The organism is Leifsonia sp. Root227, from assembly GCF_001428745.1.
Classification (GTDB): domain Bacteria; phylum Actinomycetota; class Actinomycetes; order Actinomycetales; family Microbacteriaceae; genus Leifsonia.
In genome coordinates, this window is sequence record NZ_LMIO01000001.1 from 784871 (window position 1) to 810685 (window position 25815).

Annotated in this window: 21 protein-coding genes and 2 tRNA genes; 15 read left to right on the plus strand and 8 right to left on the minus strand. The window is 68.0% G+C overall.

The genetic code is table 11. The annotated features are described in order from the left end of the window. Positions 1 to 445 precede the first annotated feature (445 nt). From ASE16_RS03620 to ASE16_RS19700, 4 genes are all read right to left on the minus strand, one after another. A tRNA-Leu gene (locus ASE16_RS03620) sits at positions 446 to 527 on the minus strand. 7 nt (positions 528 to 534) lie between these two features. Next, positions 535 to 628 (minus strand) — tRNA-OTHER (locus tag ASE16_RS03625). A gap of 349 nt (positions 629 to 977) precedes the next feature. Then, positions 978 to 1187: a hypothetical protein gene (locus tag ASE16_RS03630; RefSeq protein WP_055890638.1), complete on the minus strand. Its 210-nt coding sequence runs from the start codon at positions 1185 to 1187 to the stop codon at positions 978 to 980. Continuing rightward, a complete protein-coding gene (locus ASE16_RS19700; protein WP_157480086.1) occupies positions 1184 to 1417 on the minus strand; it encodes a helix-turn-helix domain-containing protein in 234 nt (77 codons plus the stop codon). The genes ASE16_RS03630 and ASE16_RS19700 overlap by 4 nt, the downstream gene beginning before the upstream one ends. Positions 1418 to 1494: 77 nt before the next feature. Between ASE16_RS19700 and ASE16_RS19350 the strand changes: the two genes are divergently transcribed. Beyond that, positions 1495 to 1761, plus strand: coding sequence for a helix-turn-helix domain-containing protein (locus ASE16_RS19350; protein ID WP_162255965.1), 267 nt, complete (start codon positions 1495 to 1497; stop codon positions 1759 to 1761). 404 nt (positions 1762 to 2165) lie between these two features. On the opposite strand, the gene ASE16_RS19355 is transcribed toward ASE16_RS19350, so the two are convergent. Beyond that, positions 2166 to 3413, minus strand: a complete 1248-nt coding sequence (locus ASE16_RS19355; protein WP_082581207.1) for a tyrosine-type recombinase/integrase — start codon at positions 3411 to 3413, stop codon at positions 2166 to 2168. Beyond that, on the minus strand, positions 3406 to 3621 hold the full coding sequence (locus ASE16_RS19705; RefSeq protein WP_157480090.1) for a hypothetical protein: 216 nt from the start codon (positions 3619 to 3621) through the stop codon (positions 3406 to 3408). Before ASE16_RS19705 ends, ASE16_RS19355 begins: the two co-directional genes overlap by 8 nt. A gap of 838 nt (positions 3622 to 4459) precedes the next feature. On the opposite strand from ASE16_RS19705, the gene ASE16_RS03650 reads away from it, so the two are divergent. From ASE16_RS03650 to ASE16_RS03710, 13 genes are all read left to right on the plus strand, one after another. Next, positions 4460 to 7015: a PKD domain-containing protein gene (locus ASE16_RS03650; RefSeq protein WP_055890644.1), complete on the plus strand. Its 2556-nt coding sequence runs from the start codon at positions 4460 to 4462 to the stop codon at positions 7013 to 7015. A gap of 111 nt (positions 7016 to 7126) precedes the next feature. After that, on the plus strand, positions 7127 to 8401 hold the full coding sequence (locus tag ASE16_RS03655; RefSeq protein WP_268765785.1) for an acyltransferase family protein: 1275 nt from the start codon (positions 7127 to 7129) through the stop codon (positions 8399 to 8401). A 9-nt stretch (positions 8402 to 8410) separates the two neighbouring features. Next, positions 8411 to 10036, plus strand: coding sequence for a D-alanyl-D-alanine carboxypeptidase/D-alanyl-D-alanine-endopeptidase (gene dacB / locus ASE16_RS03660; protein ID WP_055890647.1), 1626 nt, complete (start codon positions 8411 to 8413; stop codon positions 10034 to 10036). Positions 10037 to 10047: 11 nt separating this feature from the next. Next, positions 10048 to 10629 (plus strand): isochorismatase family protein, encoded by a 582-nt coding sequence (locus ASE16_RS03665; RefSeq protein WP_055890649.1) that lies wholly within the window; start codon positions 10048 to 10050, stop codon positions 10627 to 10629. A 132-nt stretch (positions 10630 to 10761) separates the two neighbouring features. Then, complete coding sequence (locus tag ASE16_RS03670; protein ID WP_055890650.1) at positions 10762 to 13008, plus strand: MMPL family transporter; 2247 nt, start codon at positions 10762 to 10764, stop codon at positions 13006 to 13008. A gap of 140 nt (positions 13009 to 13148) precedes the next feature. Further along, entirely contained in the window at positions 13149 to 14180 is a 1032-nt protein-coding gene (locus ASE16_RS03675; protein WP_055890652.1) for a thiamine pyrophosphate-dependent enzyme, read from the plus strand. Beyond that, entirely contained in the window at positions 14173 to 15177 is a 1005-nt protein-coding gene (locus ASE16_RS03680; protein ID WP_055890654.1) for an alpha-ketoacid dehydrogenase subunit beta, read from the plus strand. Before ASE16_RS03675 ends, ASE16_RS03680 begins: the two co-directional genes overlap by 8 nt. Next, a complete protein-coding gene (locus ASE16_RS03685) occupies positions 15170 to 15493 on the plus strand; it encodes a biotin/lipoyl-containing protein (protein WP_055890657.1) in 324 nt (107 codons plus the stop codon). Before ASE16_RS03680 ends, ASE16_RS03685 begins: the two co-directional genes overlap by 8 nt. A gap of 4 nt (positions 15494 to 15497) precedes the next feature. Continuing rightward, positions 15498 to 16259, plus strand: a complete 762-nt coding sequence (locus ASE16_RS03690) for an alpha/beta fold hydrolase (protein ID WP_235500327.1) — start codon at positions 15498 to 15500, stop codon at positions 16257 to 16259. 49 nt (positions 16260 to 16308) lie between these two features. Further along, complete coding sequence (locus tag ASE16_RS03695; RefSeq protein WP_055890659.1) at positions 16309 to 16797, plus strand: Lrp/AsnC family transcriptional regulator; 489 nt, start codon at positions 16309 to 16311, stop codon at positions 16795 to 16797. A gap of 45 nt (positions 16798 to 16842) precedes the next feature. Next, a complete protein-coding gene (locus ASE16_RS03700; protein ID WP_055891570.1) occupies positions 16843 to 18309 on the plus strand; it encodes an NAD-dependent succinate-semialdehyde dehydrogenase in 1467 nt (488 codons plus the stop codon). Between the two features lies 1 nt (position 18310). Further along, positions 18311 to 19498, plus strand: coding sequence for a thiolase family protein (locus ASE16_RS03705; RefSeq protein WP_055890661.1), 1188 nt, complete (start codon positions 18311 to 18313; stop codon positions 19496 to 19498). Positions 19499 to 19524: 26 nt separating this feature from the next. Further along, positions 19525 to 20286, plus strand: coding sequence for a 3-hydroxyacyl-CoA dehydrogenase (locus ASE16_RS03710; RefSeq protein WP_055890663.1), 762 nt, complete (start codon positions 19525 to 19527; stop codon positions 20284 to 20286). A gap of 37 nt (positions 20287 to 20323) precedes the next feature. Here ASE16_RS03710 and ASE16_RS03715 read toward each other — a convergent pair whose 3' ends face one another. Then, positions 20324 to 21766, minus strand: coding sequence for a helix-turn-helix transcriptional regulator (locus ASE16_RS03715; RefSeq protein ID WP_055890665.1), 1443 nt, complete (start codon positions 21764 to 21766; stop codon positions 20324 to 20326). A gap of 114 nt (positions 21767 to 21880) precedes the next feature. Between ASE16_RS03715 and ASE16_RS03720 the strand changes: the two genes are divergently transcribed. After that, entirely contained in the window at positions 21881 to 23716 is a 1836-nt protein-coding gene (locus tag ASE16_RS03720; RefSeq protein ID WP_055890667.1) for a phosphoenolpyruvate carboxykinase (GTP), read from the plus strand. Between the two features lie 112 nt (positions 23717 to 23828). Here the strand turns inward: ASE16_RS03720 and ASE16_RS03725 are convergent, their stop codons facing one another. Then, on the minus strand, positions 23829 to 25799 hold the full coding sequence (locus ASE16_RS03725; RefSeq protein WP_055890668.1) for an ABC transporter ATP-binding protein: 1971 nt from the start codon (positions 25797 to 25799) through the stop codon (positions 23829 to 23831). Positions 25800 to 25815 lie beyond the last annotated feature (16 nt).

Here is a 25815-nt window from a genome sequence, read left to right on the forward strand (position 1 = left end):
CGACACTAGAAGCCACCGGGCAGGGCCACCATCGTGACCTTCTGTGCCCGCGGGGTGTTCGCTTCCCTCACACGCGGGTTCTTTGTTCAGGTCGACGTCGAGGATGATGTCAACCAGTTCGTCAGTCGATGCGGCCATGAGCTGCGCACCCCTCCAAAGACTGTTCGATACGGGCAACCTCACCGATGCGCCACGACTCCGTGTGCATGGTGTCTGAGTGACCAACCTGTAGGTGGTCGAGTGCGGCGGCGTCCATGATTGGTTCCTTTCTGTTGGTGGCCCTGACCCGAGTTCGAACGGGTAGGCGTCTCCGCCCGCATTTGATTGCTGCCATGCCCTGGCAAGAGCCGTACAGAACGGACGCCGGGTGAGCGAGAGATGGGGAGCAAGCCGCAAGGTCGCCCAGATTCCACCCTGTGGCCCGGTTCGCCGACGCCCGTTCTTGTGGCCGCCGAGGGGTTCGAACCCTCACGCCTTACGGCACGTGATTTTGAATCACGCGTGTATACCTGTTCCACCAGGCGGCCTCCGGAGTGGATCGGGGAGGATTCGAACCTCCGACCAGGGATACAGCCCGCTTACGCGGCCCGGGGTGCTGCCCTTTGCTCTGCCACTGAGCTACCGACCCATTTGGCCCTTCAACGCTGGGGTGCAAGACCCGCTTACGACGTTCCATCAGGCCGCTCGTCAACGATGGGACCCCGTGACACATGGTCACCACGCCCACTTACACGCTCCCTAGAGCCTTCCCGCTCATAGCGGGGACAATCCGACCAGCCGATCAGGCGCCAACTCACGACGCCCGCTAAGCCAATCCAGCTGAATCTCTGTGGAGTTATGACCGTTCCCCTTGAGCGCCGCGAGTCAACGGGGCAGGAAACGGAGCTGTTTAGTTGCGACGCCCCGAAAATGGGCGCAGTGATCCACCCCGGCAACGAACCGGGCATGACCGATGTGTGGACCTTGGAGCGGGTCGCCTAGTGGGGCGGCTCGTAGGGGAGTGAGTTCAGCCACGCTTCAATGTCGGTGGCGAGGATGACCGGTTTACGGTTCGCGTACCTGCGGGTCAAATCACCGCGCGCGCACAGGTCGTTGATGACCCGTTCCGAGTATCCGGTGGCTTCGGCGGCGCCTGCGATCGAGTATGCGAGAGGCTGCGGCCGTGGGGTCAGGTTGGGGGTGTTCATGCGTGGGCCTCAACTCTGTCGAGGAAGTCCTGCATGGGCAGTTCAAGGAAGACAACAATGTCTTGGAGTTCTTCTGCGAGGAACGGTTTTTCGCCGGCGAGTCTCCGCGTCAACGTGTAAGGGCTGATACCCGTCGCTTCAGCGAGAGACTTTTTGGTCTTTCGTTGGCGTGCGAGTTCAGCCCTTACCTCCGCTGCGATAGCGGTTCTTCTGCCGGTGTGCCGTTCCATATGGAAATCATGACACTGAAATGGAACGGACGCAAGCATAATTGCGAAATTCGTTCTATATGTGTGAAAATTGTTCCATGCCAGGAGCTAGCAAGGCTGAACCGGGGGCGCTCACACGGGAGCTTGCGGCCATTTTGCGCGCCAAAATTGCGCGCGACAACGTGTCAGTAACGAATTTGGCGGCGTCGGTGAATGTGTCCCGACCGCAGATGTCGAAACTGTTATCGGGTCAGAAACAGTTCGATTTGGAGTTGCTGGACGATATTTGTCAGGCGCTGGGGCTGAGCTTCATTGACACGCTTGTTGAAGCGGACGCTGAGTCCACGGCCCGCAAGTTGGGTTGAGCCTGCCAGCACGGCCATTCGAGCAGCCATGCTTCGAGGTCCGGTTTGAGGATGACCGCTTTGTCGCGGATGACGCGCGAGGTTAGTTCGCCGGAGCTGATTGCCTTCACGATGTCGTCCTCGTTGACGCATGTTGCCTCTGCGGCTTGTTTGATTGTGAAGGCCAGTCTCGCCATTACCACCCCTATGTTGCTGTGAACTGATACAGGGATAGTAAGGCGGGGGTAGGACAGTCGCTACACCTCTTGATGTCGAGATACCAGCGGACAGGGTTCGTACTTCCGCGTGTTTTCAACGTTTTCTGAATAGTTGAGGGTTCTCTCAACGAAACACGCCCCCATAATTGGGGGCGTGTCAGGTTTGAAACGTGCAAACTTTCGACCGGTTTCGTACCGGCGGTACGGTTACTCCTCCAACTCGAACCGTGCAGACAGGTCTTCCATCGCCCGCGACAGTTGCGCCTTATCCACGTGCTGATACTTCATGGTGACGGCGTACGAGTTGTGTCCGAGGATCTCCATGATGACCCGTTCGGGAACGCCTGCCTTTAAAAGGAGTGACGCGGTTGTGTGGCGTGCGTCGTGGAGGCGTGCGTCGGGTACGCCGGCGCGGGCGAGGACAGCATGCCAGGCTTTGTTGTCGTGGCTGGGTTGGATGGGTGCACCGTCGAGGGGGAGCAGGTTGCCGCGTTTGTCGCGTTTGGGGTCGGCGGTCCATACAAGCCCGTGTGGGTTGGGTTCGGTGACTGCTGTGCTGATGCGCAGTTCGATGAATGACCGCAACGGTTCGACCAGGGGGATGATCCGCCACCCGCTGTCCGATTTGGGGCGGGTCAACCAGATCGACCCTTGCAGGTGCCGGTATTCGAAGTCGTCGGGGAAGTCCATGAGTCGGTCGGGGCATTCGGATGCGCGTTTCCTGCCGCATTTTCCGCCGCATCCGTGGTCCCAGGTGAGTTGCTGCAACTGCCACGACAGGTCGAGTGTGTCGGTGACGCGTTCGATTTCGAGGCCGATCGTTTCACCTTGTCGGGCGCCGGTGAGTAGGGCGGCAGCCCACCGTGACCCTAGCCGGTCGTCCTGCACCGTTTGGAGTACTTTCAGGCCGTGTGCGGCTGACAGTACGGTGAGCGAGGGTCGGCCCTTCCGGGGGGCGTCTGTGAGTGTTGCGACGTTCCTGCCGATGAGTCCTTCACGTACGGCGTCTCGGAGAGCGACCGACAGGATGCGGTGTGCGAGCAGCGCGGTGGATGGCGCTAACCCCTTGGCGCGCACATCATCATTTAGCCGTCGCACATCAGCCGGTGTGAGCTTCTCGAGACGCGCCTTGCCGATGGCGGGGATGATGTGGTTGCGGATCATGCCAGCCCAGTTCTTCGCCGGTTTCGGGCGCAGCGTTTTCACTTTCTCGGTGAACCATTTGTTCAACCACGCTTCGACGGAGAGTGTGTTGGTTGCGATGGTTCCGTTTTGTTCGAGTTCGCGGCGCATCTCTTTGAGTTTCGCGACCGCTTCTTTCTCGGTTTTCGCGGTGCGTACGGGGCGTGAACGTCCGGAGGGGGTGGCGATACTGATGCTTGCACACCAACGCTGGTCAGACTCGCGGAAGTAGACAGAACCACTACCCTTCGTACGCGGGGTGACACTAGCCATTGGTCTTGCCGATGACTTCGGAAACCCAGGCCCACGACCTCTTGCCCGATGCTGTCACAAGGTAGACGACCGGTGCGGATTGGGGACGATTGTCCTGATCGAAGGCAACCATCCTGCCGAATGATTCGATCCGCTGCGGGACGCGGCGGCCTCGGACAACGACCCAATCATCAACATTGACATCTTCAAACGCTACCGGGATGCGCATGTTGGTGATCCTAACTCTCGATGTAGGCGCCGTAACCGACGCGCGTTGTGTTCCGTTTGCATGGGGAGAGCCCCGTCCGGCCGCGCCGAACAGGGCTCTCACTCATCCGCTTTCCCAACCCCATTGTCTTGATCCCTTCATCATTGAAGAAGTCTTCTGGCATGGGCTGACCAGAGGTCGCCCGCGATAACTCCGACATGGGTGTGGTTACGTCTTCTTCGGTATGGGCGAGTAAACTCGTTCACGTTCCTTCTCCTTCTGCATAAGGGGGTGGAGCTGGGCTTCGGATTTAGACCATCCGGAGCCCTCTTTCTTTTGGCACTATAGCCATTTTGTTAGCCCTGCGCATGTCCTTGCATGCGCTGGCATGCAACTTGACTTCCGCGTGTTGCTGCGGATGTCCCGTTCCATAAGGAAAATATAGCACGAGTTAGGAACGACTTCTCACTCGTAATGAGAAGGTCAAGGGTTCGATTCCCTTGGGCGGCTCCACCAGCCCCGTCTCCGGACGGGGCTTTTTCCGTGCCAGACTGTGCAAGAAATCCGTGCCAGCACGGGGTCGACTGCCCTGTCTCCGGCGTACTCTGGTCAGAAGTTGAGCATCATTCAGGTTCGGCAGGACTGTTGTCAGCCGGACTCGTGGACGGAATCCGCGACCGCCGTGTGCGGGAGCGGGCCGCAGCGCGAACCCGAAACTCCACACGCGCCAGAGGCCTGTGACGCACAGCACCCGCAGTCCGGGATCCGAGTCCGGGACAGGGAACGGGAACCGGAACCGCACAGCCGCAGGGGCGCATCCCGCACCACACCAGGTGCCCACTCGCCTGTCGAGGTTGTCATGAGCTTGTTCCGCACATCCACGTACCGTGGGGTCGGCGTCGCCGCGTCCATCGCGACGGCCATCGGTCTCGTCTTCGGCGGGCTGGCCATCGCCGGCCCCGCCAGCGCAGACACCATGCCGCCGAATCCAGCCAACCCGGCCACTCCGCCGACGGTCAGCGCGCAGGCGCTGCCCACCACGCAGATCGACGGTGTCGCGTGGGCGCAGGTCGTCGTAGGGAACACGGTCTACGTGGCAGGCAAGTTCACCACGGCACGTCCAGCCGGGGCGCCGGCCGGGTCCAACACGACGCCGCGCAGCAATCTGCTCGCGTACAACGTCGCCACCGGCGCCCTCATCTCCACCTTCAACGTTCCGCTGAATGCTCAGGCGCTGGCGATCGCGGCCACGCCGGACGGCTCCCGCGTGTACGTCGGAGGCGATTTCACCACGGCAGGCGGTGGAAACTACTACCGCATCGTCGCCATCAGCACCGCAACGGGCCAGATCGTCAGCTCGTTCCGGCCGATCATGGAGAGCCAGGTGCGCGCCCTCGCCGCGACCAACACCGCCGTCTACGCCGGCGGGACGTTCTCGAGCGTCAACGGCGCCTCCCGTGGCTACATCGCCGAGATCAACGCATCCAACGGGGCATTGATGACGACGTTCGCCGCGAGCGCAGACTACGTCGTGGATGCGCTCGCCGTCAGCCCGGACGGCACCAAGCTGTACGCGGGCGGCCGGTTCCAGAACATGAACGGCAGCTCCCACTACGGCCTCGCCATGCTGAACGGCACGACCGGCGCGAACCTGCCGTTCCCCGCCAACTCCGTGGTGCGGGATGCGGGCACCCAGGCGGGCATCACCACTCTCGTCGCCACCTCGGACAGGGTGTACGGCGCCGGCTACGTGTTCGGATCGGGCGGCAACCTGGAGGGCAGCTTCGCCGCTGACGCGAACACCGGAGCGTTGATCTGGCTGGAGGACTGCCACGGCGACACGTACAACGTCTATCCGCTCGGCGACGCATTGTACGCGGTGGGTCACCCCCACGACTGCCGCAACGTCGGCGGCTTCCCCGAGACCAACCCGCGCACCTTCCACCACTCCATCGCGTTCTCGAAGGCGCGGACGGGCACGCTCACGAACGACGGCAACCGCAGCTACTTCAACTTCTCAGGGCAGCCGTCCCCGTCGCAGCTCAACTGGTTCCCCGACTACGTGACGGGGTCGTTCACCGGCCAGGGCCAGGCCGCGTGGAGCCTGGCGGGCAACAGTCAGTATCTCGTCGTCGGCGGCGAGTTCCCGTTCGTGAACGGCGTCGCGCAGTACGGCCTCACCCGTTTCGCCTTCGACAGCGTCGTGCGCAGCAACGTCGGACCGAACAACAACACGGCACTCGCGCCGAACGCGACCTCGCCGACGGCCGGGCAGGCCAAGGTCACCTGGACGTCGACCTACGACCAGGACAACACCAACCTGAACTACAAGCTGGTCCGCGATGGCAACACCGCCAGCCCGGTCTACCAGGCCAATCAGCTCTCGACCTTCTGGAACCGGCCGGCCATGAGCTTCACCGACACCGGGCTCGCGGGCGGCAGCCAGCACACTTACACCCTGTATGTGACCGACCCGGACGGCAACCAGATCAACCGAGCGGGCAACACCGTCACCATCGCCGGCGGAGGAGCGAACCAGAACCCGGTAGCTTCGTTCGTGGCGACACCGGATGGGCTGTCCGTGTCCGTCGACGGGAGCGCATCCAGTGATCCTGACGGCTCGGTCGCCGCGTGGGCCTGGACGTTCGGCGACGGAGGAACAGCGACGGGCGCGACCGCCGGGCACACATATGCCGCAGCGGGCACGTACACGATCACGCTGAAAGTCACCGACAACCGCGGTGGCCAGGCCACCACATCCAAGCCGGTCACCGTGACGGCGACCGCCAGCACCACGGTGGCCAGGGATGCGTTCGAACGGTCGGTCGCGACCGGCTGGGGATCCGCGGAGGTCGGCGGGACGTGGGCGGGAGCCGGTGATGCGTCTGCATACGCGGTCGGCTCTGGCACCGGCCAGATGGTCGATCCCGCCGGCGTCACCAAGACGGAGACGCTGAACGCGGTGTCGTCGAACCGCACAGACACCGCGGTCACGTTCACCACCGACGTCGCGTCGTCCGGCGGCGGGATCTTCGTCTCGGCCATCGGGCGGCAGGTGGGATCCATCGGCTACGAGGGTCGAGCGTGGATCAGCGGGAGCGGGGCCGTGCAGGTGCAACTGCTGCAGGGTGGGAACACGCTCCAGGCCGTGCCTGTCAGCGGCCTCACATATACGGCGGGGCAGCAGCTCACCCTACGTGTGCAGGTGTTCGGCACATCGCCGACCACCGTGCGGGCCAAGCTGTGGCCTGCCATCCAGGCCGAACCGGCCGCATGGCAGGCGAGCGTGACCGACACGACGGCCACCCTCCAGGCCACCGGTTCCGTCGGGCTGCGCACCTACCTGTCCGGCGCGGCGACGCTCACGCCGGTGAGGGCGAAGTTCGACAACTATCTGGTGTCCGTCGTGCCGTAACCGACACGGCGTCTGCGGCGGAGGGGACCGGCAGAGCAGAGGCACCGCACGCAGCCCCGGCACAGGCAGATGGACTGACGGGCGTGGAGGGCGCACAGAATGCACGAGACGATGTCGGGAGAAGGCACTGATCGGAGTGGGTCGGCGGGGGCGCATGGACGCCGCTACCGATCGCTCGACGGGCTGCGAGGTGTGGCGGCGCTGTCCGTCGTGCTGTACCACTCGCTGCTCGTCGTGCCCGCTGTCTCCGTGCTCTACGTCGAGAGGACGGACCCGGCGCCGCTGACGCCGGAGTGGTGGCTGTTCCGCACGCCGTTCCGCCTGATGATGCCGGGGCACGAGGCCGTGCTGATCTTCTTCGTGCTGTCCGGATTCGTCCTCACCCTCCCGCTGCTCACGCACCGGCAGAATCCGCGTAGCATCCTGGCGTACTACGCGCGACGCATCCTCCGGCTCTACATCCCGGTGTGGGGAGCGGTGGCGTTCGCTCTCCTGCTCGCCGTCGCCGTGCCGCGCGACCCGTCGACGGGCGGTAGCTGGTTGGCCACACACGTCGCTCCGACGTTCTCCGCCGTCTGGCACGACCTCGTGCTGGTGCTCGGCACCTCCAACCTGGACAGCCCGCTGTGGTCGCTGACGTGGGAGGTGTGGTTCTCGCTGCTCCTGCCGGTCATGTATCTGCTGCTCAGGGTCGCCCGGGTGCACGACTGGTGGCTCGGCGGCATCGCGCTCCTGATCGCTCTGTCGGCGATCGCGCGCTTCCCCGCGGTGATCGACGCGCTGCCGCAATCGTGGCTGACCGGCGGGATGCTGCAGTACCTGCCCGTGTTCGGCATCGGGATGATCATCGCGACACGACGGGACACGATCGCAGACCTCGCCGCGCGCATCCGGAGCTGGTGGCCGTGGATCGCCGGCGCGTTGCTGCTGCTGATCGCACCCAGCCTGGTGCCGACGGGTCCCGCATACACACCCGTAGCGGCGGCGCTCGCCGCTGTGAGCCTCGTCGGTGTCGCCGGGGTGGTGGTCGTCGCCCTGGAATCGCCTGCGCGGAGGGCGCTGGAGACGCGGCCCGTGCAGTGGGCGGGCACGCGCTCATTCAGCATCTACCTCATCCACGAGCCGATCCTGGTGGCCGCCGCCCTGCTCACCGGAGCCGACGCGTGGGTGCCGTGGCTGTTCCTGGCGCTCGCCGCCGTTCCGCTGATCCTGGTTGCGGCAGAGGGCTTCTATCGCGCGATCGAACGACCGTCGATGCTGCTGTCGCAGCGGGTCGGCAGGGCGATCGCGACGTCCCCTCCTGCGCGGCCGGCGCATGGGGCGCAGGAAGCGCCGATCCGGGATGCGACGACCGAGCCCGTTCGCGCTCCCAGAAAACGCAGGTAATATACCCGGATGCGCGAATCGGACACGCCCGATACTGGCATGTCGAACGGCTCTGAGCCTGACTCGACCGACACCCCCGCCACCATCGTCCCCCAGACGGACTCCCTCGACACGAGCGAGCCCGCGACCTCGTCGACCCGCGCCGCGCGCCGGTCGGAGGAGCGAAAAGGGGCTGGTGCAGGAGCAGGCGCCGCACTCGGCGCCGGGCTCGGAGGCGTCCTGACGGCCATCAGGAGGCACCCGAAGGCGTGGATCATCGCCGGCGCCTCCGCGGCGTTCGTCATCCTCGGTGCAGGCTCGGTCGCTCTTGGCGCGACCGTCGGCTCGCCCGCCGAGGCAGCAGCGGTTCCGACCCACAGCGCCAGCGCGACACCGACGCCGACGCCCACCAAGACCGCGGACCCCGTGCGCCCCGTCCCGGCCAACCAGCCGGCAGCCGCCAGGGTGCGCACCTGCTCCGTCGCCGGCCTGTCGCAGGACGGCCGGCTCGGGAACCTCGAAGCCCAAGTGGTGGATGCGCGCACCGGCGAGGTCCTGTTCGACCGCAACGGCGGCAAGCCAGGCCCTACCGCGAGCGTGCTCAAGACCCTCACCTCCGCCGCAGCCCTGCAGGTGCTCGGCCCTGACTACCGGGTGTCGACCACGGTGGTGAAGGGGAGCGTGCCCGGCCAGATCGTGATCGTCGGAGGCGGGGACGTCACGCTTTCGCGCCTCCCGGACGGCCAGGCATCCTTCTACACCGGCGCCCCGAAGATCCAGGATCTCGCGAACCAGGTGACGCAGGCGATGGGCGGCCAGCCGATCACGTCGATCGTCACGGACACGTCGCTGTTCGGCGGCCCGGTCTGGCAGCCGAGCTGGGACGAGCAGGAGGAGCGCGTTGTCGAGGGTTCGACGTCGTACATCACCGCCCTGCAGGTCGACGGCGACCGCGACGACCCGACCGCTGTCGAGTCTCCGCGCAGCACCGACCCCGTCGGGCGTGCCGTGCAGTACTTCCAGCAGTACCTCGGCACCAACGTCCCCGTGACGGCAGGCACGGCCCCCGCAGGCGCGCAGCAGATCGCGGCGGTGCAGTCGCAGCCGGTCACGACGCTGATCGACCAGGCGATGCGCGTCTCCGACAACACGATCATGGAGGAGCTCGCCAGACTCGTCGCGATCAAGACGGGCGCGGGCAACACCTTCGATGCGGAGAACGCGGGGGTGCTCGCCGCTTTGAAGCCGTACGGGATCGACACCACGGGCATCCACATCGCGGACGGATCCGGTCTGAGCGCGGACAACGCCGTACCGCCGTCCTACCTCACGCAGCTCTTCATCAAGGTGCTCAACAAGCAGAACGGCCTCGGCGTCGTCTACGACGGCCTGCCCGTCGCCGGCCAGTCGGGAACGCTTGGGCCCGGCTACAACCGGTTCACCGGTGCGAACGCGGCCGCCCGCGGAGCCGTGCTCGCGAAGACGGGCTGGATCGACAACGGGTACACCCTGTCCGGGATCGTGAACGCGGCGGACGGCACCCCGCTGACCTTCGCCGTGTTCGCTCTCGGCAATGTGGGAGACAATGCCAAGCAGGCGATCGACACGCTCGTCACCGGCTTCTACACGTGCGGCGGCAATCTCTCCAACCAGTAACGGAGGCGACCATGGGCAAGGCCCTGTTCATCATCGACGTGCAGAACGACTTCACAGAGGGCGGGGCACTCGGAGTCGAGGGGGGAGCAGCGGTCGCCGCCGGCATCAGCGGCTACCTCGCCGCTCACTCCGGCGAGTATGCGGCGATCTTCGCGAGCCGTGACTGGCACGACGCAGACAACGACAACGGCGGACACTTCGCCACGGACGCGGCCCCCGACTTCGTGCACACCTGGCCGCGGCACTGCGTCGCTGGCACCACAGGGGCCGACTACCACCCGGCCCTCGACACGTCGGCGGTGACCTTCCACATCCGCAAGGGCCAGGGTGTACCGGCGTACTCGATCTTCGAAGGCCGCACCGAGGCCGGTTCGAGCGTGCACAACCTGCTCGACGAGCACGGCATCGACCAGATCGACGTGGTCGGCATCGCGACCGACTACTGCGTGCGCGCGTCTGCATTGGATGCGCTGGGTCACGGTCAGCGCGTCCGCGTCATCACCGACCTGGTGGCGGGGGTCGCGCCGGAGTCGTCGGAGACGGCGCTGGCAGAGCTGGCGCACGCTGGCGCGGAGCTGATCGTCTCCCGCTGACCGGGCGGCGGGAACGCGGACACGACGGGCAGCGGTGCACCTGCGCGGCGCGGCATCCGCAGGCGCTGGCGCTCCTCCCGATATGCGCGCTAAGCTGATTACTACCTTGGCTAGCTAATCTCGGAGGCGCAGATGAAAACCCGATCCGACTGGACTCCGGCCCGCTGGCTACGGATCGTGCTGCCCGCCGTCGTCATCGTGATCTGGCTGATCGCCGCCGGTGTCGGCGGCCCGACCTTCGGCAAGCTCTCCTCGGTGTCCGAGAACGGCCAGGCCGCCTTCCTGCCCGCCAGCGCAGAGTCCACCGAGGTGCAGGACTGGCAGAAGAAGTTCACCGACTCGAACGCGATCCCCGCCATCGTCGTCGTGCAGTCGGACACCAGCATCCCGTCGTCGTCGCTCCAGGACTACGCCGCCCTCGGAGTGAAGCTCGGCCAGGTCGACGGCGTGCAGCAACCGGAGGGGGATGCGCAGACCAGCGTCGCGGGACCGATCCCCTCGGAGGACGGCAAGGCTGTCGAGTTCATCGTGCCGATCGCGGACTCGGACAACGTCAAGACGGTCGTCGCGGAGTTGCGAACCGTCGTCGCGGACAATCTCCCGGACGGCACCCAGGGCTGGGTGACGGGCCCCGCCGGTCTCACGGCCGATCTGGTCAACGCCTTCGGAGGCATCGACGGCATCCTGCTGCTGGTGGCCGTCGGTGCGGTGTTCGTGATCCTGCTGCTGGTCTACCGGTCGCTGGTTCTGCCGTTCCTGGTGCTGTTCACGTCGATCTTCGCGCTGTGCGCGGCGATCCTGGTCGTCTACCTGTTCGCGCTGTGGGGCTGGATCAAGCTCAGCGGGCAGAGCCAGGGCATCCTCTCGATCCTGGTGATCGGCGCGGCCACCGACTACTCGCTGCTGCTCGTCGCCAGGTACCGGGAGTCGCTCGAGCACGTCGAGTCCCGGTGGGCGGCCATCGGACGCGCCTGGCGCGCCGCGTGGGAGCCGATCGCCGCTTCCGGCGCGACGGTGATCCTGGCGCTGCTGTGCCTGCTGTTCTCCGACCTCAACTCGAACAAGAGCCTCGGCCCCATCGCAGCCATCGGCATCGTGTTCTCGCTGCTGTCCGCGCTCACACTGCTGCCGATGCTGCTCGCCGCGTTCGGCCGCGCGGCGTTCTGGCCGTTCCGTCCGAAGTTCGTCGGTGAGCGGCCGGCCGAGCACAAGCACGCCGATGGCGTGCGCATCGCGGGGCTCGAAGGCATCGGCGGCCTCTGGCGCAGGGTCGGCACGCTCATCGCGCGTCGGCCGAGGGCGACCTGGATCGTGGCGCTCGTGCTGCTGGCCGCGTGCGCGGCAGGAGTGACGCAGCTCAAGGCGAACGGGGTGCAGCAGTCCGACCTGGTGCTCACGCAGTCGGACGCCGCGGACGGGCAGAAGATCGTGGCGAAGCACTTCGACGCCGGCTCCGGCAGCCCTGTCCTCGTGGTCGCGAAGGAGAGCGAAAAGGACGCAGTGCTCTCGGCGGTGCAGGGGACCGACGGCATCGCGACGGCGTCCTTCTACACCGGGAACGTGCGACCTGCCGCGGTCACAGGGCCGGACCAGCCGGCGCAGACCGGCCCTGCGCCTGACCCGATCGTCAAGGACGGCCGCATCCTCATCAATGCGACCCTCTCGTCGGAGGCCGATTCCACCGCCGCTGAGCAGACGGTCCGCGACCTCCGCGAGACCCTCCCGAAGACCGACCCGTCCGTGCTGGTCGGCGGCGTGACGGCCATCGCCATCGACACCAACGACACCGCCCAGAGCGACCTGGCCAAGATCATCCCCATCGTGCTCGCCGTGATCCTGGTGATCCTGATGCTGCTGCTCCGCTCGATCCTCGCGCCGCTGCTGCTCATCGCGAGCGTGGTGCTGTCGTACGCGGCCGCGCTCGGCGTCTCGGCGCTCGTGTTCAACAACGTGTTCCACTTCCCCGGGGCGGATGCGGCCGTCCCGCTGTTCGGGTTCGTCTTCCTCGTGGCGCTCGGGGTGGACTACAACATCTTCCTGATGACGCGCGTGCGGGAGGAGTCCCTGCGCATCGGAACGCGCCCGGGCATCCTCCGCGGCCTCGGTGTGACCGGCAGCGTCATCACCTCGGCCGGCGTCGTGCTCGCGGCGACGTTCGCGGCGCTCGGCGTGATCCCGATCCTGTTCCTGGCGCAGATCGCCTTCATCGTGGCGTTCGGCGTGCTGCTCGACACGGTGATCGTGCGCTCCCTGCTGGTGCCGGCGGCGGCGTACGACATCGGGCGCGCGATCTGGTGGCCGTCGAAGCTCTGGCGGGATGCGTCGCACGAGGAACGACGGGGCGGGGAAAAGGAGCTGCCGGCAACGCGACGGGACTGACGCGCAATCCGCCGCCCGCGTCGCGCTGGGACTGGACAGAATGCGCAGCAGATAGGCTGTATCCACCGTCGGAATGGACAGGATGAGCAGCGCACGTTGTGCGTGTTGCCCACCGTATCCGCCCCTGCGAGAGTGGCGGCATGACCTTGACCACTCCCGAGAGCGCCGTGGGCGCGCGCGGCGACGATGCCGCGCTTCTTCGGCGGCTGTATCGCACGATGGTAACCGTGCGGCGGCTCGACCTCGATGGCGTCGCCATGCAGCGGCAGGGCATCGTGCCCGGCTACGCGCCGATGCGCGGGCAGGAGGCCGCCCAGGTGGGCAGCGCCGCCGCCCTCGATCTGGCGCGCGACTTCGCCTTTCCCACCTACCGTGAGCTGGGCGTCGCGGTGACGATGGGCGTCGACCCCGTCGCATACCTCGCTTCGCACCAGGGGGCGTGGCACGGCGGCATGTGGGATGCGGCCGCCGCGCGGCTCGCGCCGATCAACGCCGTGGTCGGCGGGGCCGTCACGCACGCCGTCGGGTGGGCGCTCGGCGCGAAACTGGACCGCAACGGTGGATGCGCTATCGCCTACTTCGGCGACGGCGCCAGCTCGCAGGGCGATATCCACGAGGCCATGAACACCGCGGGCGTCTCGCAGCTGCCCGTCGTCTTCTTCTGTCAGAACAACGGCTGGGCGATCTCCGTGCCGACCAGCAAGCAGGTCGCGGGCGGCTCTGTCGCAGCGCGCGCGGCCGGCTACGGGATGCACGGGGTGCGCATCGACGGAAACGACGTCGTCGCCGTGTACGAAGCCACCCGCGACGCCCTGGACCGCGCCCGTGATGGCGGAGGCCCGACCGTGATCGAGGCGATGACCTACCGGCTCGGCCCGCACTCCACCTCCGACGACCCAGGCCGCTATCGCAGCCTGGACGAGGAGCAGAGCTGGCTCGCCCGCGACCCTCTCTCGCTCTGCGAGGAGCGGCTGCGCGCGACAGGAACCGTCGGCGACGACTTCTTCGCCGAGGTGTCCGACACCGCCAACGCGCTCACCGAGCGGGTGCGCGCGGACGTCGCAGCGCTCGGTGGCCGGCCGGGCGAGGAGATGTTCGATTTCGTGTTCGCCGACGCGCCTGCTGCGCTGCTCGGGCAGAAGAGGGCGTGGGAGGAGTCACGACATGGCTGAGGTCATCGCTCAGGTCAGCACGATGCAGCGGGCGCTGAACCGCGCACTGGACGACGCCCTGGCAGCCGACGACCGCACGCTCGTCTTCGGCGAGGACGTCGGAAAGCTGGGCGGGGTGTTCCGCGTCACGGACGGTCTGAACGCCAAGTACGGCGACGACCGCGTCTTCGACACCACGCTCGCCGAGTCCGGGATCATGGGCATGGCGGTCGGCCTCGCGATGGCGGGCTGGCGTCCCGTGCCGGAGATCCAGTTCGACGGGTTCTCGTACCCGGCCATCGACCAGATCGTCAACCAGGTGGCCAGGATGCACTACCGCAGCCGTGGCGCGTTCAAGATGCCGATCACGCTCCGGCTGCCCAGCTTCGGCGGCATCCGAGCGCCAGAGCACCACGGAGAGAGCCTGGAGGCGCTGTTCGCGCACGTTCCAGGGCTCAAGGTGGTGTCGCCATCGACGCCGGCAGAGGCGTACACGCTGCTCCGCCAGGCCATCGACGATCCAGACCCCGTGATCTTCCTCGAACCGAAGTCGCGCTACTGGCACAAGGCCGCAATGGACGAGGCCGAGCTGTCCGAGCGGCTGCCGGTCGGCGCATCCAGGGTGGTCAGGCAGGGCAAGCACGTGACGCTCGTGGCGTGGGGCGCGATGGTCGCCCGCTGCCTGCAGGCGGCAGAGCTCGGCGCGGAGGACGGTGTGGAGATCGAGGTGGTCGACCTGCGCTGGCTGAAGCCGATCGACGCGGACGGGCTCGCGGCCTCCGTCGCCAGAACCAGGCGCGCTGTGGTCGTGCACGAGGCTCCGCTCACGGCCGGGCTCGGCGCGGAAGTCAGCACGCTGATCACCGAACGCTGCTTCGACGACCTGCGCGCGCCCGTGCAGCGGGTCACGGGATGGGACGTCCCGTACCCGTCTCCCGTGCTCGAAGACGAGTACCTGCCGAGCATCGACCGCATCCTGGAAGCCGTTCAGAAGACCTTGGAGTACCGCCGTGGCTGAGATCACGTTCGCCCTTCCCGATCTGGGTGAGGGCCTGCAGGAGGCGACCGTGCTGGAGTGGCTGGTCGCCGAGGGGGACTTCGTCGAGCGGAACGCTCCTCTGGTCGAGGTCGAGACGACGAAGTCGGCGGTCGAGCTGCCGTCGCCGCAGGCGGGGACTGTCGCCCGGTTCCACGCGGCAGAGGGGGAGTCGCTGGAGGTGGGGGCATCACTCATCACGTTCACGGTCGACGACGACACCGCGGGTATCGTCGGAACCGTGCCCGTCGAGGAGGCGCCAGCGCGCCGCGTGCGCCTGCAACTGCCGGAGGACTGACCGCATGAGCACCGCCCGCACCGCCATCACCGCCGACGGGATGCGCATCGCATACGAGCGCCACGCTGGCGACGACCCCGTGCTCCTCGTCCACGGCTTCGCCACCACGGGCGCCCTCACCTGGGAGGCGACGGGATGGATCCGCGCTCTCGCCGAAGCCGGCCGCGGCGCCATCGTCCCCGACCTGCGCGGGCACGGCGGCAGCTCGGCGCCGCACGAGCCATCCGCGTACTCTCCGCAGCTCCTGGCAGGCGACCTGCTCGCCGTCCTGGATGCGGAGGGCCTGGACCGTGTGGACGTGGTCGGATACTCGATGGGGAGCTGGGTGACGCTCGCACTCGTCGGGATCGAACCGGAGCGCATCCACCGGGTGGTCGTCGGCGGCATCGGCACGGTCGAGCAGTTCGCCCGCTGGGGGGTGGATGCGGTCCGCTCCGCCCTGCTCGACGGTGCGGAGTCCGTGCCGCCTGAGTCGCCGCTCGCCCCGCTCCTGTCGTCGCTGCGGCAGGCGCCGGGCGTGGACACCACGGCGCTTGCCGCGTGCGTGGCCGGGATGGCCGCGCATCCCCTGCCGTTGGCGTCGAGCGTCCCGACGATGCTGGTCGTCGGAGACGTCGATCCTGTGACAGAAGGGCGGGAAGAGGCGGCGGCAGCGCTCGGCGCCGAACTGGTCGTGCTGCCGCGCAGAAACCACGTCACGACGCTGAGCGCGCGCGCCTTCAAGCAGGCTGCTCTGCCCTTCCTGGGAGCCGTCGTCAGCGTGTAGGTGTTCGCGCATCCTGGTCGTACGATGTGCGAGGACCGAAGGAGGCCGGATGTCGATCGACAAGCTGGATGCCGAGCTGATCGCACTGCTCACCGATGAGCCACGGCTCGGCGTCTTCGAGGCATCAAGGCGGCTCGGCGTCGCCCGCGGCACGGTGCAGGCGCGGCTGGACAGGCTGCAGCGCTCCGGCGTGGTCAAGGACTTCGCGCCGACCATCGACAGTGAGCGGCTCGGCTATCCGGTGACGGCGTTCGTGACGGCGGAGATCGCGCAGGGCGACAGGGACGTGACCGTCGTCGCCCACCTGAGCGAGATCCCCGAGGTGCTCGAGGTTCACACCATCACGGGCGCAGGCGACCTGATGATCCGCGCGGTCGCGCGATCCAACGCCGACCTGCAACGGGTGATCGACCGGATCGTCAGCGACCCGGGGATCACGCGCACCTCGACGGTGATCGCGCTGGCGACGAAGATCGACCATCGCGCCGTGCCGCTCGTGCTGGCGGCGGTGGACGAGCGGGAGACGGCCGCGGAGTGAGCATCGAAGCGGAATGAGGACCGAGACGACATGGGAGACGCGAACATGAACGAGCAGGAACTGCTGGCGAAGGTGCCGGGAACGCTGTACATCGGCGGCGAGTGGGTGGATGGGACATCGGGGAGGACCATCGCGGTCACCGACCCTGCAACCGGGGACACCATCAAGACCATCGCGGACGCCTCGGAGGAGGACGGCGCGGCAGCACTGGATGCGGCGGTCGCTGCCGCGGACGCATGGGCGGCGACCGCGCCTCGGGTGCGGGGCGAGATCCTGCGGAAGGCGTTCGACCTGCTGCAGGAGCGCCGCGACGAGTTCGCGCTGCTGATGACGCTGGAGATGGGCAAGCCGCTGGCCGAGGCGAGCGGCGAAGTGACGTACGGCGGGGAGTTCCTGCGCTGGTTCAGCGAGGAGGCCGTGCGCATCTCCGGCCGGTACGCCACCAGCCCGGAAGGCACCGGGCGGATGATCGTCTCGCAGCATCCGGTCGGCCCGTGCTTCCTCATCACGCCGTGGAACTTCCCGCTGGCGATGGCGACCCGCAAGATCGCCCCCGCTCTGGCCGCGGGATGCACGGTGGTGGTCAAGCCCGCCGCCCTCACGCCGCTGACCACGCTGTACTTCGCGAAGCTCCTGGAGGACGCCGGGCTGCCAGGCGGAGTGGTGAACGTGATCACCACCTCCACGTCAGGGAAGGTGTCCGGCCCGATCATCGCCGACCCCCGGCTGCGGAAGCTGTCGTTCACCGGGTCGACGGAGGTCGGCCGGTCTCTGCTGAAGCAGTCGGCGCAGAACGTGCTGCGCACCTCGATGGAGCTCGGCGGCAACGCGCCGTTCGTCGTCTTCGAGGACGCCGACCTCGACAAGGCCGTCGACGGTGCGATGCTCGCCAAGTTCCGCAACATCGGCGAGGCGTGCACGGCGGCCAACCGGTTCATCGTGCACGAGTCGGTCGCAGACGAGTTCGCGTCGCGCGTCGCGGAGCGGGTGCGCGGGATGCGCGTCGGCCGCGGCACGGAGGAGGGCGTCACGATCGGGCCGCTGATCGACCAGAATGCGGTCGACAAGGCCGCGACGCTGCTCGAGGATGCGGTCTCCCGTGGCGCGACGGTGCTCGCCGGCGGTTCGCGCATCCCGGGTGCCGGCACGTTCTTCGAGCCGACCGTGGTCACCGATGTCGCCGCAGGAAGCGACATCCTGCGCGAGGAGATCTTCGGGCCCGTGCTGTCGATCGTGCGCTTCCGCGACGAGGACGAGGCGGTGCGGATCGCGAACGACACGGAGTTCGGGCTGGTCTCCTACGTCTTCACGAAGGACCTCGCGCGCGGGCAGCGGATGATCGAGCGGCTGCAGACGGGGATGATGGGCCTCAACGTCGGCGTCGTCTCCAACGCGGCTGCGCCGTTCGGCGGGGTGAAGCAGTCCGGGCTCGGCCGCGAGGGAGGGCTGGAGGGCATCCACGAGTACCTCTCCACGAAGTACACGCTCACCCCCGACCCGTTCGGAGCCTGACATGGCGACAGAGGCGGTCATCGTCGATGTGATCCGCACCCCGTCAGGGCGCGGGAAGCCGGGCGGAGCGCTGTCGGACATCCACCCGGCCGACCTGCTCGCCGGGGTGCTGGCCGAGCTGGTGCACCGCATCGGGCTCGACCCTGCTCTCGTCGACGATGTGATCGGCGGATGCGTCACCCAGGCGGGCGAGCAGGCGGGCAACACCGCCAGGACGGCCGTGCTGAGTGCCGGCTTCCCGGAGAGCGTGCCCGCCGTGACGATCGACCGGCAATGCGGGTCGAGCCAGCAGGCGGCGGCGTTCGCAGCGCAGGGCGTCATCTCCGGTGCGTACGACATCGCGATCGCCTGCGGGGTGGAGTCGATGAGCCGCGCGCCGATGGGCTCGAACGTCGGGGGCGCATCCATCGGGGGAGCGCTGCTCACGCGGCGATACCCGGACGGGCTGGTGAACCAGGGGGTGGCAGCGGAACTTATCGCCGAGCAGTGGGGCTTCGAGCGGAGCGAGCTCGACGACTTCGCGGCGCGATCGCACGCTCTCGCCGCCGAGGCCGCCTCCTCTGGAGCGTTCGACGGCGAGCTTGTGGCCGTTCCGACGCCGGACAGCGGAAGCGTCACGGCGGACGAGACGATCAGGGCGGCGACGACCGCAGAGGCGCTCGCCAACTTGAAGCCGTCGTTCCGGACGGACGCGCTCGCCTCGCGCTTCCCGCAGCTCGACTGGCGGATCACGCCGGGGAACTCCTCCCCGCTCACCGACGGAGCGTCGGCGGCGCTGATCATGAGCGCCGAAGCCGCAGCGCGCCTCGGCCTGCGGGCGCGGGCACGGTTCCACAGCTTCGCAGTCGCGGGGAGCGACCCGCTGCTGATGCTGACCGGGGTGCTTCCCGCCACGCGGAAGGTGCTCGACCGCAGCGGCCTGCGTCTGGACGAGATCGACGCGTACGAGGTCAATGAGGCGTTCGCGCCCATCCCGTTGCTCTGGCAGCGCGAGTTCGACACAGAGCCGGCCAAGCTCAACCCGCACGGCGGCGCCATCGCGCTCGGGCACGCGCTCGGCTCGTCAGGCACCCGGCTGCTCGCCACGCTGCTGAGCGAACTCGAAGCATCGGGGGGCCGCTACGGCCTGCAGACCATGTGCGAAGGCGGAGGAACCGCCAACGCGACCATCATCGAAGTCCTCCGCTGAACGCGGCTTTCGGAAAGGGAATTACCATGCAGATCGACGGATGCTCCGCCATCGTCACCGGCGCAGCGAGCGGTCTCGGGAACGCCACCGCCCGTGCCCTCACCGAGGCGGGAGCGCACGTGGTCGTGCTCGACCTGCCCAGCTCGGAGGGCGAGAAGGCGGCGATCGCGCTCGGCCCGACGGCACGGTTCGTCGCGGCCGACGTGGCGAACGAGGACCAGGTGCAGGCGGCGGTCGACGTCGCCGCCTCGCTCGGCCCGCTGCGCGTGGTGGTCAACTGCGCGGGGATCGCGACAGCGGCCAAGGTGCTCGGGCGCGACGGCGTGCTGCCGCTGGAGCAGTTCGAGCGGGTGATCAGGGTCAACCTGATCGGCACGTTCAACGTCGTGCGGCTGGCCGGCGCTGCGATGGTGCAGACCGAGGCGGTGGGGGAGGAGCGGGGCGTGATCGTGAACACCGCCTCCGTCGCCGCGTTCGACGGGCAGATCGGCCAGTCGGCGTACTCGGCGTCGAAGGGCGGGGTCGCGGCCATGACGCTCCCGCTCGCCCGCGAGTTCGCCCGCGACCTCATCCGGGTGGTCACCATCGCGCCCGGCATCTTCGAGACGCCGATGATGGCCGGGCTCCCGCAGCCGGCTCAGGACTCGCTCGCCGCGCAGGTGCCGCATCCCTCCCGCCTCGGCAAGCCGTCCGAGTACGCCGCACTCGCCCTCCACATCGTCCAGAACCCCATGCTGAACGGCGAGACCATCCGCCTCGACGGAGCCATCCGCATGCAGCCCCGCTGACCAGCTCCGTCCTGTCCCCGTCTCTCCCGGGACGGGGTCAGGAGGCGGAGTGGGTTTCGAGGAAGGTGTAGACGTCGGAGTCGTCGACGCCCGGGAACGAGCCGGAGGGGAGCGGCGACAGGATGTGCGCGTGGAGTCGCGCGCTCGGCCAGGCCTGGCCCGCCCAGCGGCTCTCCAACGCTGCGGGCGGGCGCTTGCAGCACGACTCGTCCGGGCAGTGCGACTCCGCCCGTGCCGCCGTCTCGCGGCCGCGGAACCACTTGGCCTGGTCGAACGGCACCCCGACGCTGATCGAGAAGCCGCCGGCCGAGGTCGTGCCGGTCTGGGTCGCGCACCAGTACGTGCCGGCCGGAGTGTCGGTGTACTGGTACAGCTCCGTCGTGCGGTTGGTGTGCGTGAACGCCGAGCGGGCGCCCCACTTCCTGCAGACGATCTGGCCCTCGATCGACCCCGTCACATCCGTCGGCAGCGGCAGGCCGTCGTTCTCGTAGCCCTTGTACAGCGCGCCGTCGTCGCCGACGCGCAGGAAGTGCAGCGTCATGTCCAGGTGCGTGGTCGCCAGGTTGGTCAGCCGCAGCGCCGCCGCCTCGTGGGTGACGCCGAACGCATCCCGGAAGTCTTCTACCGCGATGTCCTTGTCCTGCTTGGCCTGCGCGAGGAAGCCGACGGCCGCATCCCTGGGCATCAGGCAACTCGCGGCGAAGTAGTTGATCTCCAGTCGCTGCCGCAGGAAGTCGGCATAGCTCTGCGGGCGTTCGTGGTCGAGCAGCCGGTGCGCCATCGCCTGCAGCGCCATCGAGCGCAGACCGTGCCCGCCAGGGATGCTCGCCGGCGGCAGGTAGATGCGTCCGTTCGCGAGGTCGGTGATGGAGCGGGCGGAGTGCGGAAGGTCGTTGACGTAGATCAGGTCGAAGCCGAGCTGCTCGGCCATGATGCTCACTTCGCGGTGCGTGAGCGCGCCGTGCGTGTGCCCTGAGGCGCGCACCCGTTCCTCCGCCAACGCCTCGATCTCCGGGATGTAGTTGTTCTGCGCGCGCATCCGCTCGCGCAGTTCCGTGTTGGCGCGGCGGGCCTCCTCCGGCGTGGCGATGGCTTCCGATGCGCGCCTGCTGAGCTCCCTGTGCATCCCGACCAGCGCGGCGAGGGTCTCGGTCGGCGTGCCCTTCGTCGGCTTGACGGCCGGGAGCCCGAGCGAGCCGTACAGACTGCCGCGCTGCGCCCTGGCGAGTTCGATCTCGAGCGCGGCGCGCGCATCCGGTGGCTCGGCGGAGAGCAGATCGGCGAGCTGCACGCCGAGCGCCGTCGCGAGGGTGGTCAGCAGCGTGATGCGGGGCTCGCGCTTGCCGTTCTCGATCAAGGAGAGCTGGCTCGCGGCGACCCCGGCGGCTGCGCCGAGCTCGTCGAGCGTGAGGCCGCGCTGGCTGCGGAAGTGCCGGATGCGGTGGCCGAGGGTCGCTACGTCGGCGGTGGGCTGATCCATCTGTTCACGATAGCGAAAGAATCGGGATTCTTTCCAGCACTTTTCGAGAGATTAACCCCGAAAACTCTCGGATGCTTGATTCAAGCCCAAACTTTCTACCGAGAGGACTCCGGAATGACACTCGCCGAGCTCCCGCTCTCCGACCTCGATGACCAGCCTGACGGCCTCGACGCGCTGCGCGCCTGGGTCGCCGACATCGCCGCCATCACCCAGCCGGACGACGTCGTCTGGTGCGACGGCTCCCTCGCCGAATCCGACAGGCTCACCAAGCAGCTCGTCGCAGAGGGCAAGCTCATCCGCCTCAATCCGGAGTGGCGTCCCAACAGCTTCCTGGCCCGCACCGACCCCGGCGATGTCGCCCGCGTCGAGGACCGCACCTTCATCTGCTCCGTCGACGAGACGGACGCAGGGCCCACCAACAACTGGCGCGAGCCGGAGGCGATGCGCGCAGAGCTGCGCGAGGTCTTCACCGGCAGCATGCGCGGCCGCACGATGTACGTCGTCCCGTTCTCGATGGGCCCGGTCGGCGGTCCGATCTCCCAGGTCGGCGTCCAGCTCACGGACTCCGCCTACGTCGCCGTCAGCCTCGGGATGATGACCCGCGTCACCCCGACGGTCCTCACCCTGATCGAGGCCGGCCAGCCGTGGGTCGCCACCGTGCACAGCGTCGGGGCGCCCCTGGTGGATGCGCACGGCGTCCGGCACGACGACGTCGCCTGGCCGTGCAACGAGACCAAGTACATCGTGCAGTTCCCGGAGACCAGGGAGATCTGGTCGTACGGCTCCGGCTACGGCGGAAACGCGATCCTCGCCAAGAAGTGCTTCGCACTGCGCATCGCCTCGGTGATGGCGCGCGACGAGGGCTGGCTGGCCGAGCACATGCTCATCGTCAAGGTCACGTCCCCCGAGGGGCGCGCGTTCCACATCGCTGCGGCGTTCCCGTCCGCGTGCGGCAAGACGAACCTCGCGATGCTGCGCCCGAGCATCCCCGGCTGGACGGTGGAGACGGTCGGCGACGACATCGCCTGGCTCCGTCAGGGACCGGACGGGCGCCTGCGCGCGATCAACCCGGAGGCCGGGTTCTTCGGCGTCGCACCCGGCACGGGTCCAGGCACGAACGCCACGGCGGTCGACACGCTGTGGGGCAACACGATCTTCACGAACGTCGCGCTGCGCGACGACGGCGACGTGTGGTGGGAGGGCCTGACAGAGGAGCCGCCTGCGCACCTCATCGACTGGCGCGGCGAGGACTGGACGCCGCAGAGCGGACGTCCGGCCGCGCATCCGAACTCCCGGTTCACGGTTTCCGCCGCGCAGTGCCCCGCGATCGCGGACGACTGGGACGCCTTCGACGGCGTGCCGATCGACGCGATCCTGTTCGGTGGACGCCGTGCGACGAACGTGCCGCTGGTCGCGCAGTCCCGCGACTGGAACCACGGCGTCTTCCTCGGCGCGACCATCTCGTCCGAGCAGACCGCCGCTGCGGAGGGGACGGTCGGCGAACTGCGCCGCGACCCGTTCGCGATGCTGCCGTTCTGCGGATACAACATGGCCGACTACTGGGGCCACTGGCTGAAGATGGGCGAGAAGCTCGGGGCGAACGCTCCGGCCATCTTCCAGGTCAACTGGTTCCGCAAGGGCGAAGGCGGCCGGTTCCTCTGGCCGGGCTTCAGCGAGAACGCGCGCGTGATCGAGTGGATCGTCCGACGCGTCGAAGGCAGCGCGGGAGCAGTGGATGCGCCGATCGGCCGGCTGCCGATCCCCGCGGAGCTCGACCTGGACGGCCTCGACCTCCCCGACGCCGACGTGGATGCGCTCTTCGACGTCGACCGCGAGTCCTGGCTGGCCGAGTGCGATCTCACCGAAGAGTTCTTCTCCCGCTTCGGCGACCGCGTCCCCGCCGCGCTGCGCGCCGAGCTCGCGTCGCTCCGCTACCACCTGCGCGACTGACCGCCTCCGGCCCGCCCCACGACCCCCGCGCCTGACCGCGGGTACCCATCGAGTCCGGACCTCTTCACACCGCTCCCCGGCGTGTCTCGTGAAGAAGTCCGGACTCGATTCTTTAGACGAGGAGCTGGTGCTTGGCGAGGTCGCGGTAGAGGGGCGTGGAGACGACCAGCTCGGAGTGCGTGCCTGTGTTGAGGACGCGGCCGTGGTCGAGCACGACGATCTGGTCGGAGTCGACGACCGTCGAGAGCCGGTGGGCGATGACGATGAGCGTCCTGTCCTCTGCGACGGCGTCGATCGCTTCGCGCATCAGCTGCTCGTTGCGGCCGTCGAGGCTCGACGTCGACTCGTCCAGCAGCAGCACGGGAGGGGCGGCCAGCAGCGCGCGGCCGATGGCGAGACGCTGGCGCTCGCCTCCCGACAGCATGATGCCGTCTTCGCCGACCGGCGCATCCAGGCCACTGTCGTCGCGCTCGAGCACCTCGGTGAGGTTGACGGCGTGCAGCACCTCGATGCACTCGGCGTCCGTCGCATCCGGTGCGGCGAGTTTGAGGTTGTCGCGCAGCGAGCCGGCGAGCACCGGCGCGTCCTGCTCCACGTAGCCGATCTGGCCGCGCAGCGCCGCGCGGTCGAGCGTGCGGACGTCGAGGCCGCCGAAGCGCACCTCGCCGCCTGTCGGGTCGTAGAACCGCTCGATCAGGGCCAGGATGGTCGACTTGCCGGCGCCGGACGGGCCGACCAGCGCGGTGCGCTTGCCTCGGGGAGCGGCGAAGCTGACCCCGTGGAGCACCCCGGCCTGCCGGTGCCTGCCTGCGCCGTCGCTCTCCGCATCGCCGCGACCGGCAGCGACCTCAGCCTCCGCGACGATGTCCGTGCCTCCCATCGCCTCGAACGCGAGCCGTTCCATGCTCGCCTCGCCGGCGTCCGGCGTCGGCTCGGCCTTCACGGAGGAGTCCGGATAAGAGAACTGCACGTTCGCGAACTCGATCGCCGGCGCATCCGGTGCCAGCCCCTCGTTGGCCGCGCCGATGGTCATGGCGAGCGGCGCGATCTCGCGGTCGTGCTCGTCCTCCGACGGCAGGTCGATGATCTCCTGGATGCGCCCGAGCGCTCCGAGCGCGGAGTTGACGGCCGTGACGGCGCCGAACGCCTGACCGAGCGGCAGGATCATCATGAACAGGAACAGGATGAACGCCACCAGGTTCGCCACCGTGATCGCGCCGCTCGCAACGCGGAAACCGCCGACGCCCAGCACGACCAGGAACGACACCTGCATCGCGATGCCGGCGACGGGGACGACGAGCGCCGAGATCTTCGCGACCTTGATGCCCATCTTCCACGCGCCGGTTGCGTCGGCGTCGATCGCCGCGATCTCGCGCTCTGTCGCGTTGGCGGCACGGATCGTCCGCACGGAGCTGATCGCCCGCTCGACAGACGCGGCGAGGTCGCCAACCTTGGTCTGCGCCTGCTGGCTGGCCACCCGGATGCGGCCGGACAGCAGGGTTACCACCACGATGGACACCGCGATCACCAGCACCGTCAGCCCGAGCAGTACGGGGTCGATGATGAGCATGGCGATGAGCGCGCCGATGAACGTGAGCGCGCCGCCGATGGCCTCGACGAGGCCCTGTGTCAGCACAGCGCGCAGCAGGGTGGTGTCCGAGCCGACCCGCGACACCAGGTCGCCGGTACGCCTGGTGTCGAACTCGCTGATCGGGAGGTTGAGCATCCTGGCCACCAGGCGGCGGCGCGAGGAGAGCACGACGCCCTCGCCCGTGCGCTGCAGCAGGTAGTGCTGGTAGCCGGAGATCAGAGCGGAGACGACCACCAGGACCACCAGCAGCCAGACCAGGCCGCCGAGTGGCTGCTGCTTGCCGACGATGTCGATCACCTGGCTGACCAGCAGCGGCTGGGCCAGGCTCGCGGCCGCGCCGAGCACGCTGAGCACGATGACGACGCTCAGCACCGCCTTGTGCTCGAACAGGTACGGCAGAAGCTGGCTGAACTTCGCGCGAGGGCCATCGTCCCCGTCTTTGCCCGGTCGGCCGAAGCGTCGGCGCGGTTGGCTGGTCTGTTCGGTGGTCATGACAGTCTCGTTCGTC